Raw genomic sequence first — 14,731 nt, 5'->3', positions numbered from 1 at the left:
GACGCCTACTCCTCTTTTCGTTACGATGCAATTGAGAAGAGGAACATTGTTATGAAACGCTATTACTCTGACTTTCTCTTTGCACGACCTTCATTTTTGGAGGGTTGGGCTAGGCTATTTGACTTTAGCGGCAGCTTGAATGATTACAATCGGTCGGACAACCCGGACACAATTGCTGCATGGGCCGATTGGTTGGCCGTGGGCCAAGACATCTCCGACGCTATGGGAAAGTTTGCCCAGGAAAACAACCTCAAGGGCTCGTAATAGCATCTCAGGATCAAGAAGAACAGCGCGACGACCGGCAGATGACACAACAGCCTCCCGATGGGGAGGCTGTTTCCGTCAGGGAAGAGCGTCGCATTAGCGCCTCCTACAGCGGCCCCGTGCCCCCACCCCAAATGATGCGTCAGTATGAAGACATGCTGCCGGGAGCCTTTGACCGGATGCTGTCCATGGCTGAACGACAGGAGACGCACCGGCAACTACTAGAACGCACCGCCCTGCTTGGAGATTCCCGTCGGGCGACTTGGGGATTGGGCATCGGTGCAGCCATCGCGTTGGCTGGGTTCATTCTCGTTGCCTGCCTTGGGTCGCCGGCGTTGTTGGCGCTCTCAATCTTGGCAGCATCGTCACCGTATTCGTGATGGGTAGCCGGGAACGCCGAGCAGATAGGGAGTTGAAACGTCAGCAAGTCCAGGCATTAGAAAGAGACCAAGCTGATCGCTGACAGATTCCAACCTCAGCGATGCAAGCCGCAATACACCTCTACCGCACCATCCCACGCACCGCGTCCGCGACGCCGTCCACCTCGTCGTGCGTGTTGAAGAACGCCAGCGACATCCGCACGCACGACGGGTCCGACACCGCCCGTATCGAGACGCTGTGCTCCGCCTCCAGCGCGTTCACCAGCTCCCGCGGCTCCCACCCCTCGACGCTGAACGTCACCAGCCCGGTGCACCCCGGCCCCTCCAGCGGCGACGTAATCGCGACGCCCGGCACCGCCGCCAGCGCCGCCTTCGCCCGCGACGCCAACGAGAGGCTGTGCTCCTCCGCCTCGCCCGGCCGCAGCTGGTCGCGGAACCGGATCGCCTCGCGGAGCCCCGCCCACAGCCCGTCGTTCGTCGTCGTCAGCTCCAGCTTCTGGATGTCGGACACGTTCGGCTCGAAGTCCTCCCAGCCGTGGCCTGAGTGGATGGCGTGGCCGGACACCTTCATCGGCGTCACCTGCTCGATGAGCTCGCGCCGGATGTACAGCGCGCCCGTGCCGTCCGGCCCCTGCATCCACTTGTGCCCCGGCATCGCGTAGAAATCGACGCCCAGCGCATGCAGGTCGAGCTGCACGTGCCCCGTGCCCTGCGCGCCGTCCAGCAGCATCAGCACCCCGTGCTGCCGCGTCACCTCGCGAAGCCGCTCCGCCGGCATGCGCAGCCCGCTCTTGAACTGCACGTGGCTCATGAACAGCAGCTTCGTCCGAGGCGTGATGGCCGTCTCCACCTTTGCGACGATGCTGTCGTGGTCCTCGTCCGGCGCCAGCGGCAGCACCCTCGTCACCGTCCCGTGTCGCCGCTCGAGGTAGTAGCACGGCGCCAGCACCGAGTTGTGCTCCAGGCTGAAGGTGATGACCTCGTCGCCCGCCTGCCACGTCAGCCCGTTGATGACCAGGTTCTGCCCCTCCGTCGTGTTCTGCGTCAGCGTCAGCTCCTCCGACGAGACGTTCAGGAACGCCGCCAGCGACTCCCGAAGCTCCTGCCGCATCTCCCGGCCGCTCGCCAGTACGCTGGGGCTCGCTGGCCCGAGCGCGCTCTCCTCCTGCAGCCGCCGCGAGATCGCCTCCACCACGGACGTCGGCGACGGCCCGGACCAGCCCGTGTTCATGTACACGACGTTCCCCGTCGCCGGAATCTGGCTCCGAATGGCCTGCTGGTCCATGTGCTCCTCCTTGGTGAGCGCCCTGTCGCTGCCTCTTTGGCAAGCCTGGCATTCCGTTCGCCCTGAGGGAAATCGAAGGGCGAACGCCGCCGCCCGCGCCCGGCGCGCCCTACCGCAGCTTGATGTACCGGAACCCCTCGGCGCACCCCATCGCATGGTCGGACCCCAGCTTGGCCGAGCCCTCCTTGATGCGCTCCCGCATCGTCGCCAGCCGCTCCGGGTCGTCGCCCACCTGCGTCTTGTGTTCCATCAGCGCCGCAATCTTCGTGTCGATGGTGTCCGTGATGTCCACCCACACGTTCGCGTTGTCGTTGCCGAAGGCCCCCATGTAGACCTCCAGCGCCTTGTGGGGCATCAGCCCCTCCGCGATCAGGTCCGGGTACACGTGGTAGTCCCGCGCCGAGGGGAACACCGCGTCCAGCGTGGCGTCCCCCGCCGCCCGGTGGTCCGGGTGGTTGATGTAGTTGCCCACGTACCGCATCGTCGGGTCCTGGCACAGCACGATGTCCGGCTGGTGCTTGCGGATCTGCCGCACGATGTCCTTCCGCAGCTCCAGCGTGTTCTGCAGGAACCCGTCCTTGTACCGCAGGAACTCGACGGCACTAGCGCCGACCACCGCCGCCGCGTTCCGCTGCTCCTGCTCGCGGATGACCGCCAGCTCCTCCGGGTCGATCTCCGGGTCCGAGGTGCCCTTGTCTCCGCTGGTGCACAGGACGTAGACCACCTCCGAGCCCTCCTTTGCCCACTTGGCCAGCGTCCCGGCGGCCATGAACTCGCCGTCGTCCGGGTGCGCAATGACGATCATCGCCCGCTTGGGCGTTCCGTTGGTTGCCTCTTCCATGAATGTCCTCTCCGTAGATGCCCCCGAGCCGCGATGCGACCAGGGCGGTGTGTTTATGGATTGCTCTAGGATACCAGCCCCCGCCCACGATGGGGAGTGCGCGCCGATTCCTGCTCGCGCTACAATGAATGTAGAGCGAATTCGTAACTCAGTCGGCCCCCCGCAGGCCGGCACAGGCCTGCGACGCCGAGAAGGGGGTGTCCATGGCAACCTTTGGCGACATCGAACGGGCCTTTGCAGACCTCTACGAGTACCGGTTCATCATCGGCGCGGTCTTCATACTCGCCCTGGCGGCGGCGCTCTACGTCGCGTACCGGCTCGGCTGGCACCTCTTCATCATGCGCCACCGTGTGCCCTTCATCATCGGCGGCACGCCCGTGGCCATCGTCGCGCTCTTCCTGGCGTGGTCTCTGGCATCGCCCCTCTTCACCAACGTCACCGTCGAGGAGGAGTTCCCCTTCGCCCTCAACGCCACCATCCCCGAGGGCATGGAGCGCACCGACGTCGAGATGGTGATGGCCGGCATGGCAATGGTCGACGACGCCGTCATGGAGGAGGCGATGCCCTCAGCCGTCTCCATCACCGCCGGCACGATGCTCGGTTCCGGCATGGACGTGGCCGCGATGGGCGCCGACGGTGGCGCGGCCGTCATGGATGGCATGATGGCGGCGGCGAGCCCCCAGGCCGAGGTCCAGCGCGTGGCCACCGGCGCCTTCAAGGACGCCGACGCCTTCCACCAGGGCAGCGGGCAGGCCATCATCTTCTCCGCCCCCGGCGGCGGCCACCTCCTGCGCCTCGAGAACCTCGACGTCACCAACGGCCCCGCGCTCCACGTCATCATCTCGCCGCACGAGGACCCCACCCGCGGCAACGAGGTCAAGCTCCCCGGCTACGCCGACCTCGGCCCGCTGAAGGGCAACCGCGGCAACCAGAACTACACCATCCCCGCCGGCGTGGACATCGGAGCCATCAAGAGCGTCGTCATCTACTGCAAGCCCTTCTCCGTCGTCTTCAGCGTCGCAACGCTGGGCGCATAGGGTGCAGGTAGCGAAGGGAAAAGGCGGGTGCGCCCATGCGGTTTGACGCCGTCATCTTCGACCTCTACGGCACCCTCGTCGACGAGACCACCAGCTCCGTCGCCGCCCTCGGTGGCTACAACCGGACGACGAGCGAGGTCGCCGAGCTCGTGGGCGCCCCGCCGGACCCCTTCGTCCAACTCTGGAACAGCACCATCACCCAGCGTATGACGGGCGACTGCGGCTCGTTCCATGACTACGTGGCCGCCCTCTGCGCCGAGCTCGGCGTCGAACCCAACGCGGCCGGTATGGCCGACGCGCTGGCGCTCCGAACGGAGTTCTTTCGCGAACGCCTCGTCCCCCGCCCCGGCTGCCTCGACACCCTCTCCCGCCTCCGCGCGATGGGCCACAGGATCGCCCTCATCACCGATTGCTCCTGGGAGACCCCGACGCTCTGGCCCGACACACCGTTCCCGCCCTACTTCGACACCGCGACCTTCTCCTGCGATACGGGCATGCGCAAGCCCGACCCGCGCATCTACACCGTGACTTGCGAGCGCCTCGGCGTCGCCCCCGATCGCTGCCTCTACGTCGGCGACGGCAACAGCGGCGAGCTCCCCGGCGCCGAGCGCGTCGGCATGCCCCCCCTCCGCATCCACGTCCCCTACGAGACCCTCCCCGACGCCGCGGACCCCTGGCCCGGCCCGGAGGTCTCATCCCTCTCACAGGTCCTCGACTGGGTGACGTAGCGAGCTGGCCGTCAGCCGACGCGCCCCTACCCCTCCTCCTGCCCCGGCCGCCCGTGCAGCGCCCGCTCCAGGTTGCCGAGGTAGTCCGCGTACGCGCGAAGCCCTGACGGCGTCGCCCGCACCCACGTCCGCGGCTTGGCGCTCACAAACTCCTTGGTCATTGTCACGTACCCGGCCTCCTCTAGCTTCCGCAGGTGGATGGTCAGGTTCCCGCCTGTCAGCCCCAGCGTCTCTTGGATGAAGCCGTACGCCACCCGGTCCATCGACGGCTGGTACACCAGCAGCGTCATGATCCGCAGCCGCGTCGATTGGTGGATGGTCTCGTTGAGGACGATGGGCTCCTCACTCATGCAATGCCGCTCTTCCTCACCCACAGCATGCCCAGCGCCGCGACGGCCAGCCACAGCGCCGCCGACACCGCCAGCGCCGCGTCATCGAGCAGGTAGCTGGGCACGTAGTACGCCGCCAGGAGGCCAGCGCCGATCACCGCCAGCATCGGCCGCACCATGATGCCGAACAGCACGAACCCCAGCCCCGCGACGCCAATCGCGACCCGCGGCGTATTCACGTCGGGATTATCGCTGGCCCAGGCTCCCCCCAACCCGGGCAACGCAAACGCCGCCACGCCTATCGCCAGCCAGAACAGGAACACCCGAAGGCCGGCGTCCCGCGACACCTGCCCCGGCGCCGCCCTCTGTCCCGCCCGGCTGCCTATCACCGCGCTCGCCGTGAACCCGGTGCCCACCAGCGCCATCCACAGCGGCCCGCTGATCCACGGATAGTCCGCCCGCAGGTCCGCCCCCCACGTCGCGATGCTGTACTCCGCCAGCAGCCCCACCGCTCCTATCACGCCCCACAGGATCAGGATCGTCGCCGACCCCGCCACATACAGCGAGCTCCGTGTCCGCTCGAGCGTTTCGTAGATGACGTCCCGGCTCTCCTGTGGCGTGGGACCCCTCGTTTCACCATCCGATGCCAACATGGCTTACCCCCTTGCTTCCGATGCATCCTCCTGTGTGTTAGTTTGTAATTTAAACTAGTTTATATTATTTGTCAATACGTGGAGGTTCTCTCGGTTTCGTAGCTGTGAAGCCGTGTGTGCAGGGTCTTGGACGGCAGCGGTCCCGGGAATGCATCGCCGAGACCCAAGGCCGGTCGAGGCCCCGCGGACGCAACGCTCGCCGCCAGTCCGGCGTCTCCAGCGCGCCCTTGGGGCAGCCCCTCACGCCAGGACGTTGTCCCCGCCGGGCAGCGTCCGCCGCCCGCTCAACCCCAGCGCGAGCGCCGCGCCTTCCCCGTTCTCGACCGCTATCTCCCCGAGCAGGGCCAGTGATACCCTCAGCCCGTCATGCCCCGGCTCAAACGCCACCCCGGCGGCTTCCGCGACGTCCAGCGTGTGGATCACCACCTCCAGGATGCGCGTCGGCAGGTAGTCGACAAGCCGCACCGCCCCGATGCTGGTCGTCACCGGCGCGTCGTCACCCAGCGCCTCAACAGCCCCCAGGCTCCGCGCCACGATGGCCCGCGCAGCCTCCGCCAGGTCCTCGCCGAACGACGCCGCGCTCTGCCGTGCCCGCTCGGCCACCTCTTCATGGATCGTTGGTGAGGACATGGCCAGAACGTAGTACGCGGCAGCGCTCTCCGCGGCAACTGCCCCATCGCCTGCCTCGGAGACGACAGGCCTGTCGAGGCCCCTGAGCACGTGCGCCGCCAGCTCCCGTATCGTCCACTCCCCGAGCCCGGGCCTCTTCCAAGCGTCCGCCGGCACCCGCTTGAGCACGTCCACAAGCTGGAGTGAGCTCTCACGGAAGGCGTTTCTGATCTCTATAGCTCGGTCTTGCATGTCGGCATCATAGTGCAGCGGCAACGATCGGGAAAGGTGGACACACATGCCCTCGGTAAAACGGCAGTAGCGCATGCCAATTGGCGGGAAAACTCCTCCGCCGTCGCCCAAAGCAAGGGGCGCGGGAGCCGTGGCCCCGCGCCCCTGCGCTAGTCCTGTGGTTGCCCGGCGGCGCCGGGAAGGTCTCAGGCCCTAGCCGATCTGCACAATGCAGTTGGATTCGGCCATCAGCGCCTGCAGGTCGCTCGACAGCCCGCCGATTGCCGTCTGCTGCGCCACGAAGGCTTGTATGAACTGCGGCCCGAAGAACCCCGCCATTGCCTGCTGCGTGGCTGCATCGAGCTGCGCCCCCGGCGCCGGAAGCTGGCCGCCCAGCGCGGCCGCGATGTCCTGTATCACAACCCCGTCGCTGCGCTCCTGCAGCCCACGGTCCCGCAGGGCCGTCAGCAGGTCGATCTGCGCCTCATTGAAGGTCTCAAGCTCCGGCGGCGGGAGCAGCAGGCTGTAGCCGCCGATGTTGACGTCCGCCAGCTCCACCAGCGCCCCCCATGTGAGGCCCCCGGCAAAGGAACTGAGCGTGAAGTTGAACTTCGACGTGATGTTGGAGCACGCGGACGCGTAGGCGTACGTCTGCGCGGTCACGTCCGGCGTCGGCAGCGGCGTGGGCGCCGGCCGCGGCGTCGCTGTCGACAGCGGCACCGCCGTCGGCGGCACGACGGCCGTGGGGCTTGGCACAACGGTCCGCTCGCCCTCGCAGGCGGCGGCAAATGCGACCACCATCAAGAGCACAGCGAGTGGTGCGAGCCAGCGTAGTGTCCCTCCGTAGGCATTCATTGTCTCCCTCCCTCACAAGTGCTGTTTGGTGGCTTCCCGCACATGCGGGTCCCATGTGTCTTCAACTTCAATCGAGTTCCTGCCGCGGCGCGGCTGGACATGTGGCGGGCGCGCTCTTGAGTACGGTCATAAAGAGCATGGGCGGCAGTGTCGGAGAATATGGGGTGGATGCTGCCCCATCGCGCTGCCTGAGCCGGCATGTTTGCGGGGTGAATTCCCGCAAACCGCAGTGGAGCACACTGTCTGCCGCTTGGTCGATACCGTGATAATATTCAATCACATGACAGTTGCCTCGTCTAGTGTACGCCCTCAAGTTGCCGAATGCCATAGCAGGTACGGCCCAGTTGCGCCCCTTCGCCCCGATTGCTCCACCCCGTCCCTAGTCCTCGACGAGCCGCCTCAGCATCGCCCGCAGCTCCGGCGTCTCCTTCAGCGCCTCCCGCATCATCTCGACCTCCTCCTCGCCCATCATCAACGGCGATCGACGGAAGCCGCCCCGGTGGTTGTACTGGCAGAATCGCACGCTCACGCTCCCCGCCGCGTGCCCCTCCGTGTACCGCATTAGTTGGAGCGTCGGCACATGGTGCTCCCCGTCTACCTGCGCCTCCTCTGCGATGTACCCGCTGCCCCAGTGAAACGAGAACGTCTTCACCCTCGCCTTGCGCTCCATCTGCGCCTCCTATGCCCAATGCCTCCGTTCGCCCTGGGTCCGTCGAAGGGCCTGTCCTATGCCCCCGCCAGGAGGGATCACCCCCACCTCCATCCCGGCGAATGCCGGGATCCAGGGGCGGAGTTGCCCGCGCCCCGACATCATCGTGGACCGCGCGCCCCTTGCCCTCCGTTCGCCCTAAGCTTGCCGAAGTGCCCGTCCTCAGCCCGCACACCCGTCCTCCCCAAGTCCGTCGAAGCCCGCCCCGCGCCCCACGATGGGCTCCCCGTCCGCCACTGTGCGGCGACGACCCTCGGCGGTCAACCCGTCCCAACGTTTCAACGCCGCCCGCGCCCTGCTAGAATCTCTGCAGCACAGCGTACGTAGGGGGCAGCACATGGGCATTCGCACGGGCCGCCAGTTCCTCAACGGCCTCCGGGACTCTCGCGAGATCTGGCTCGAGGGCGAGCTCATCCACGACGTCACCACCCACCCCAGGCTCGGGCGCATGGCCCGCACCCTCGCCGACCTCTATGACCTCCAGCACGACCCGGCCCTGCACGACGACATGACCTTCACGTCGCCAACCACCGGCGACCCCGTCGGCCTCTCCTACATCATCCCCAACAGCCGGGAGGACCTGCTCCGCCGCCGCCGCGCCCTCGAGATCGTCTCCGACGCCCACCACGGCATCCTCGGACGCACCCCCGACTACGTCAACATCCAGGTCACCGCCACCCGCCAGATGGCCGAGCTGCACGGCCGCACCGACAAGCGCTTCGCCCAAAACCTCGTCGACTACCACGCCTACATCCGCGACAACGACCTCTCCCTCACCCACTGCTTCGGCCACCCGCAGGTCAACCGCGGCGTTGCCATCGGCCAGCAGCCGGACCCATACGTCCCCGTCGGCGTTGTCGACACCACCTCGGAGGGCATCCTCCTCCGCGGCGCCAAGCTCCTCGCCACCCTCGCCCCCTTCTCAGACGAGATCTTCGTCCCGCCCTACCGGCCCCTGCGCGGTCAGGAGGAGGAGATGTACGGCCTGGGCTTCGCCATACCCGTAGCCACCAGGGGCCTCAGCTTCATCTGCCGCGAGAGCTTCGACACGGGCCGCTCCTTCTACGACCAGCCCCTCTCCAGCCGCTTCGACGAGATGGACGCCCTCGCCGTCTTTGACGACGTCCTCGTCCCCTGGGAGCGCGTCTTCTGCTACGGTGACTGGCAGCTCCACAACCACCTTGTCGACCTGGGCATCATGTGGCGGCAGTACATGCAGCATGTCGCAGTCAAGAACATCGCCAAGCTGGAGTTCGCCGTCGGCATGGCCCACGCCCTCTGCGACGCCATCGGCATCGGTGTCCACTCCCACGTACAGGAGAAGGTCGCCGAGATCATCGACACCGCCGAGACCGTCCGCGCCTACCTCCGCGCCATGGAGGCCGACGCCGCCCCCTGGATGGGCGAGGGCATCTGGCTCTCCCCGGAGCCTTGCCACGCCATGCGCCACTGGGCCCCGGACGCCTACCAGCGCGTCACCGACATCCTCCAGCAGCTCGCCGCCGCCGGCCTCATGCTCACCCCCACCGAGGACGACTTCGGCGGCGCCATGCGGCCCCTCATCGACAAGTACTTCCAGGGCGCCCAGTCCGGCGCCTACGACCGCGTCCGGCTCTTCCGCCTCATCTGGGACTTCATCGGCACCCAGTTCGGCTCCCGCCAGATCCTCTACGAGCGTTACTTCAACGGCGACGTCGTCCGCCTCCGCCAGGGCCGCTACCACTCCTACGACTACTCTCGCGCGGACGCCTCCCTCCAGCGCTTCTGGGAGGAAACGGACCGCCGCGTAGCAGAAGACCGCGCCGGAGAAACCGCGAGATAACCCGCGCCGCCCAGACTGAGTTACCTATTCTCTACAATTACACCATTGACAGCTTGACGTCCAGACGTCTAATCTGTACGCCAAGATGGCGGAAGAGCAGGTCAGATACGCCCCGGGGCGCGTGCGGGACGGCATTTTGCAGGTCATGTCGCACACGTCCAAGGCGCTCACGATCAAGGAAATCCAAGACCGCTTCTGCCAGGTTGTCGGGCCAACCAACGAGTCCTCAATCCGTTCCTACCTACGCCTCAACACACCCGATACGTTCGTCAGGGAAGACCGAGGCATCTACTCGCTTCGGTCGGAGCCCGACTTCGGACTTCAGCGCGAACTAGGCTTCCAGGAGGACTCGGAACCCTCCTTCATCTACAGTAGTGCGACCCTGCACCACGCTGACTGCTTTGACTGGCTGACCCAACAGGAGAACAACAGCTTCCACGCAGTGGTCACCGATCCCCCTTACGGTCTTCATGAGTACTCACACGAACAGCAAGCCAAGCTTAGAGAAGGACGCGGGGGCGTTTGGCGCATTCCCCCGTCTTTTGACGGTCATACCCGTTCCCCCCTTCCCCGCTTCACCACTCTTACGGTAGAGCAATTGAACGCCATAAGGGGGTTCTTCTTCGTTTGGGGCCGTCTGCTTTTGCCCAAGCTCGTTCCCGGAGCTCATGTGATAGTCGCATCCAACCCACTAGTCTCTTACTTGGTGTCAAACGCACTGGCGGACGCGGGGATGGAGCGTCGCGGCGAGATCGTCCGGTTGACTATGACCATGCGCGGCGGCGACCGCCCCAAAGCCGCTCAGGACGAGTTCCCCGATGTTAGTGTCATGCCCCGCTCCATGTGGGAACCCTGGTTGGTCTACCGCAAGCCATTGGAAGGCCGGGTCCAGGACAACCTGAGGAAATGGCGCACCGGCGGGTTCCGGCGCCCTGACAAGGACAGACCTTTCGGCGACGTAGTTGTTTCCGCCCCTACAAGAAAGTCCGAACGGCTCTTGGCCCCTCATCCAAGTTTGAAGCCTCAAGCATTTCTAAGGATGTTAGTCCGTTCAGTATTGCCCCTTGGTGAGGGCGTGATCCTCGACCCCTTTGCAGGCGCAGGTTCTACGTTGGCAGCTGCCGAGTCGGTTGGCTATGCCAGTGTTGGCATAGAAAAAGACAGTCACTACTTCTGCATGGCAATGGAGTCAATCCCGAAGCTGGTCCGATACTGCCCAAGAACTCGCTAGCTTGGCAGCCGGTAGACCCAGCTTTTCCTAAAGCGCTGGATACCTTCCTTGTGCAAGGTCGCCGTCCGCGTACCTAACTCACTTCTAGCATTACGGCGAAAGTCATCGACGGTGACTTCCCCGCAGTACACTTCAGTAAATGTCATGGGCTGTCTATCCAAAGCCGGTTCGGAATCTGTGTCAACTTTGTGGACAAAGACACACAGCCATTGATTCCTCGCCCCGTGAGTGTCAACAGCGCCACCAATCTTGCGAGTGGTCTTGATCTCAACACCGTCCGTTCCAGCCTTAACCGCATTGTTCGGGTAGATTCCTTGGACAATTAAGTCGGGGTGACCGTTGTGATAGCGGTTTTCCCTTAGAACACGTGAGTGCTTTGCCAGACTCGCCGTCAACATGTCGGACAGCACCCCGGACAGAATGGCTGGCCGCAAGAAGTCGTCTAGCCGTAGAAGTCCTTTCCCTGTCAAGTTTGAATTGACGTCGTAGAAGAAATCGTAGACATCCTGCATGGCCATCTGGAAGTCTTGAAGCCGTAGTTCAAAAGGGAGCGCAAGATCTCCATTAAAGGCCCCTGCTTCAACCTTGTTTCTTTCTATCGGCATTGCTGCTCCTCACACCACTTCCGCCTCATTCTATGCGCCTCACAAATCCACAACAATGTACGCCCCATCCTGTACAATGCCCCCAACACTCGCCCACCCCGCGCCCGGAGGCCGACATGCTGGACAAGGACCGACTCGTAACCACCTTCTGCGACATCGTGCAGATCGACTCCCCCTCCGGCGAGGAGGAGGAGATGGCCCAGGACCTCACCCGCCGCCTCACCGACCTCGGCTTCACCATCGCCCGCGACGCCCACGGCAACCTCCTCGCATCCGAGGAGGGCTCCGATCCCCTCATGCTTTCCGCCCACATGGACACCGTCGAGCCCGGCCGCGGCATCAAGCCCCGCGTCGTCGGTGACGAGGTCCACACCGACGGCGCCACCATCCTCGGCGGCGACTGCAAGGCAGGCATCGCCGCCATCCTCGAGGCCCTCGAGTCCGTCCGCGAAGACGGCCTCCAGCGCATCCCCGTCCAGCTCGTCTTCACCCGCGGCGAGGAAATCGGCCTCGTCGGCGCCTGGAATCTCGACTTCTCCATGGTGCAGGCCCGTCAGGCCGTCGTCTTCGACGGCAACGGCCCCGTCAACACCGTCATCACCGCCAGCCCCACCTACGTCGGCTTCGACGTCCACGTCACAGGCCGCTCCGCCCACGCCGGCGTCGAGCCCGAGAAGGGTCTGAACGCCATCCGCATCGCCGCCGACATCATCGGCCGCCTCCCACAGGGCCGCATGGACGACGAGACCACCATCAACGTCGGCCTAATCTCCGGCGGCAGCGTCCGAAACGCCGTCCCCGAGGAGGCCTTCTTCTCCGGCGAGTTCCGCTCCCGCAACACCGAGACCCTCGAGCTCCTCCGCCTCCAGGTAGAGGGCGCCCTCTCGAAGGCCCGCGAGGACTACACCGAGGCCAAGATCGTCGGCGACCTCAACGTCCAGTTCCACACCTACCACCTACCCAACGACCACGTCATGGTCCAGCGCGCCACCGGCGTCCTCGGCGACCTCGGCCTCCGCCCCGACCTCAAGCCCACCGGCGGCGGCACAGACGCCAACGTCTTCAACCGCCACGGCATCCCCGCCGTCGTGGTAGGCATGTCCACCAACCTAATGCACACCACCCGCGAGTACGTAGACATCCCAGACCTCTACGACACCGCCAAGTTCTGCCAAGCCCTCCTCCTAAAGCGCTAGCTCACATTCAACTGCCGCCATCGACCCCAACTACGTCATTCCTGCGCAGGCAGGAATCCAGAGGGGAGGGGCAGTGGGGGCGCTCCCCCCCGAGGCTTTCAACAGCCCGTCTACCCCCCAACCTCCATCCCGGCGGAAGCCGGGATTTAGGGGTGGCGCGGGGTGGGAGGGGAAGGGCAGTGGGGGTTCGCTAGCCTCTAGCCTGTAAGAGGACCGCACCCCCCCCCCCTCCATCCCGGCGGAGGCCGGGATCCAGGGGTGGCGCGGGGGGGGGGAGGGGAAGGGCGGTGAGGCCCGTACACCCCGAGCCCGTCGAAGGCCCCGTCCTATTCCCCAGCCAGCCGCCCCTCCTGCTGAAACGGTTCCTGTTGCACCGGCAACTCAGCCACCAGCTCGGCCTTGATCGCCTCGATGCGGTCTCGCCGCTCCTTCGAGAACCCCTTGGTAAGTTCCCCAAACGGAAGACGTCCACTCATGAAATCAGCCCCCACCTTCGAATGTCTGCAAGCCCTACCGCTCAAGCGTCGCAAGAGTCCAGTCCCCCTCAGGGGCAAGTCTAGAGCTTACCACGTACTCGATACGGGGATGGGCCCTACCCCTCCAACCGCCCCGCCTGCCGCAAACATACCCGCGCAACCCGAATCTCGTCGTACCCAAACTCCGACCCGAGGTACTCCCACACCGGCCGCAGAAACGCGCTCCCGCACACCCCGAACGCCTCCTCGATACGCCGCATCCGCTCCGGCGTCGGCGCCAGGTGCCCCACCTCCAGCGCCTCCCCCGCGCGGTCCAGGCTCTCGATGTGCCCCAGCACCGTCTTCGCCGAGATCCCCCGCTCCTTCGCGATCGCCTCCACCGACAGCCCCCGCGCCAGCAGCTCCCGCGTGTTGTCGCGCGTCGACCGCCGCTGCCCGTTCGCCCGCGCCGGACCGCCGAAGAGCGTCGGCGCCGACGCCTCATCCGCCGCCGCAATCCCGTGCTCCTCGACGTACCGCCGGACGGCGTCCGTGAACGCCTCGCCATACGCCGCCAGCTTCGCCTGCCCGACGCCTGGCACCCGCGCAAACGCCTCCGCCGTCACCGGCCGCGACGCCGCCATGTGCCGCAGCGACACGTCGCCGAACACCACGAACGCCGGCACGTCCTGCTCGTCCGCCAACCGCCGCCGCAGCGCCCGCAGCGCCTCGAAGAGCTCCGCGTCATACTCCATCGACTCCCCGTCGAACAGCCTCGCCGCCGCCCGCCTCTCCGTCCGCAGCACCGGCAGCGACAGCCTCGCGCGCCCCTGAAGGAACTCCCGTCCGGCCTCCGTCACCCGCAGTGTCGGGTACTCCCCGTCGTTCAGCGCCAGCAGCCCCCGCGCCTGCAGCAGCCCGAGCACCTCCCGCAGCTGGCCCCGGTCAAGGTCCTTGACGATGCCGTAGACGCTCAGCTCGTCGTGCCCCGCCGCCAGGATGCGCTTCTCCCGGCTGCCCACCAGCACCCCCGTAAAATGCGCCGCCCCGTACCGCTCCCCCGTCCGCACGACAGCGGAAAGCGCCTTCTGCGCGATCTCCGTCGCGTCAAACTCCCCGCGCTCCTGCGACGCCAGGCAAACGTCGCACCCGCCGCAGTCCTCCACGTCCCACCGCTCGCCAAAATACTCCAGCAGGTACCGCCGGCGGCACGTGTGGAGCTCCGCAAACCGCACCATCTGGTCCAGTTTCTCCTGCGCGTTCCGCCGCTCCCCCTCATCCTCAATTCGCTTGATGAAGAACTCCTGCCGCACCTTGTCGCCGTACGAGAAAAGCAGCACGCACTCGCTCGGCAGCCCGTCGCGCCCGGCCCGTCCTGTCTCCTGGTAGTAGCTCTCCACCGATTTCGGCAGGCTCGTGTGCACCACCAGCCGCACGTCCGGCTTGTCGACGCCCATGCCGAACGCGACCGTCGCGACGATGATCGGCACGCGGTCGCGGG

Annotated in this window: 15 protein-coding genes; 5 read left to right on the top strand and 10 right to left on the bottom strand. The window is 65.9% G+C overall.

The genetic code is table 11. The features are described from left to right. Positions 1-765 precede the first annotated feature (765 nt). Positions 766-1,929 carry an aminotransferase class V-fold PLP-dependent enzyme gene (locus tag OXC99_09800; protein MCY4625275.1) on the bottom strand — a complete coding sequence of 388 codons (1,164 nt, stop codon included), beginning with the start codon at positions 1,927-1,929 and terminating at the stop codon, positions 766-768. Between the two features lie 109 nt (positions 1,930-2,038). Next, positions 2,039-2,770 carry a PIG-L family deacetylase gene (locus OXC99_09795; protein ID MCY4625274.1) on the bottom strand — a complete coding sequence of 244 codons (732 nt, stop codon included), beginning with the start codon at positions 2,768-2,770 and terminating at the stop codon, positions 2,039-2,041. Positions 2,771-2,973: 203 nt separating this feature from the next. Between OXC99_09795 and OXC99_09790 the strand changes: the two genes are divergently transcribed. Together OXC99_09790 and OXC99_09785 are read left to right on the top strand one after the other, a co-directional pair. Next, positions 2,974-3,807 carry a DM13 domain-containing protein gene (locus OXC99_09790; GenBank protein MCY4625273.1) on the top strand — a complete coding sequence of 278 codons (834 nt, stop codon included), beginning with the start codon at positions 2,974-2,976 and terminating at the stop codon, positions 3,805-3,807. 35 nt (positions 3,808-3,842) lie between these two features. Beyond that, positions 3,843-4,535 (top strand): HAD-IA family hydrolase, encoded by a 693-nt coding sequence (locus OXC99_09785; protein MCY4625272.1) that lies wholly within the window; start codon positions 3,843-3,845, stop codon positions 4,533-4,535. A 26-nt stretch (positions 4,536-4,561) separates the two neighbouring features. On the opposite strand, the gene OXC99_09780 is transcribed toward OXC99_09785, so the two are convergent. The 5 genes from OXC99_09780 to OXC99_09760 form a co-directional block, all read right to left on the bottom strand. Next, positions 4,562-4,885 carry a transcriptional regulator gene (locus tag OXC99_09780; GenBank protein MCY4625271.1) on the bottom strand — a complete coding sequence of 108 codons (324 nt, stop codon included), beginning with the start codon at positions 4,883-4,885 and terminating at the stop codon, positions 4,562-4,564. Continuing rightward, positions 4,882-5,517 carry a hypothetical protein gene (locus OXC99_09775; protein ID MCY4625270.1) on the bottom strand — a complete coding sequence of 212 codons (636 nt, stop codon included), beginning with the start codon at positions 5,515-5,517 and terminating at the stop codon, positions 4,882-4,884. The genes OXC99_09780 and OXC99_09775 overlap by 4 nt, the downstream gene beginning before the upstream one ends. Before the next feature lie 240 nt (positions 5,518-5,757). After that, the gene (locus OXC99_09770) at positions 5,758-6,378 is read right to left on the bottom strand and encodes a maleylpyruvate isomerase N-terminal domain-containing protein (protein ID MCY4625269.1); all 621 of its coding nucleotides are present in this window, start codon (positions 6,376-6,378) and stop codon (positions 5,758-5,760) included. Positions 6,379-6,570: 192 nt separating this feature from the next. After that, a complete protein-coding gene (locus OXC99_09765; protein ID MCY4625268.1) occupies positions 6,571-7,212 on the bottom strand; it encodes a hypothetical protein in 642 nt (213 codons plus the stop codon). 379 nt (positions 7,213-7,591) lie between these two features. Next, positions 7,592-7,882: a hypothetical protein gene (locus OXC99_09760; GenBank protein MCY4625267.1), complete on the bottom strand. Its 291-nt coding sequence runs from the start codon at positions 7,880-7,882 to the stop codon at positions 7,592-7,594. Between the two features lie 376 nt (positions 7,883-8,258). Between OXC99_09760 and OXC99_09755 the strand changes: the two genes are divergently transcribed. Then, positions 8,259-9,743, top strand: a complete 1,485-nt coding sequence (locus OXC99_09755; protein MCY4625266.1) for a 4-hydroxyphenylacetate 3-monooxygenase, oxygenase component — start codon at positions 8,259-8,261, stop codon at positions 9,741-9,743. An 85-nt stretch (positions 9,744-9,828) separates the two neighbouring features. Continuing rightward, a complete protein-coding gene (locus tag OXC99_09750) occupies positions 9,829-10,974 on the top strand; it encodes a DNA methyltransferase (GenBank protein MCY4625265.1) in 1,146 nt (381 codons plus the stop codon). On the opposite strand, the gene OXC99_09745 is transcribed toward OXC99_09750, so the two are convergent. Next, complete coding sequence (locus OXC99_09745; protein ID MCY4625264.1) at positions 10,971-11,579, bottom strand: hypothetical protein; 609 nt, start codon at positions 11,577-11,579, stop codon at positions 10,971-10,973. The two genes, OXC99_09750 and OXC99_09745, sit on opposite strands and share 4 nt — an antisense overlap. A 116-nt stretch (positions 11,580-11,695) precedes the next feature. On the opposite strand from OXC99_09745, the gene OXC99_09740 reads away from it, so the two are divergent. Further along, positions 11,696-12,775: a M20/M25/M40 family metallo-hydrolase gene (locus tag OXC99_09740; protein MCY4625263.1), complete on the top strand. Its 1,080-nt coding sequence runs from the start codon at positions 11,696-11,698 to the stop codon at positions 12,773-12,775. Positions 12,776-13,101: 326 nt separating this feature from the next. Here OXC99_09740 and OXC99_09735 read toward each other — a convergent pair whose 3' ends face one another. Both OXC99_09735 and OXC99_09730 read right to left on the bottom strand, forming a co-directional pair. Continuing rightward, the gene (locus tag OXC99_09735; GenBank protein ID MCY4625262.1) at positions 13,102-13,251 is read right to left on the bottom strand and encodes a hypothetical protein; all 150 of its coding nucleotides are present in this window, start codon (positions 13,249-13,251) and stop codon (positions 13,102-13,104) included. A gap of 116 nt (positions 13,252-13,367) precedes the next feature. Beyond that, positions 13,368-14,731: RQC domain-containing protein (locus OXC99_09730; protein MCY4625261.1), on the bottom strand; the 1,364-nt coding region annotated here is incomplete at its 5' end.

This window comes from Chloroflexota bacterium (assembly GCA_026713825.1).
In the GTDB taxonomy this organism is placed as follows: Bacteria; Chloroflexota; Dehalococcoidia; order Lucifugimonadales; family UBA1127; genus UBA1127.
This window is presented reverse-complemented; position numbering and strand designations above follow the sequence as displayed.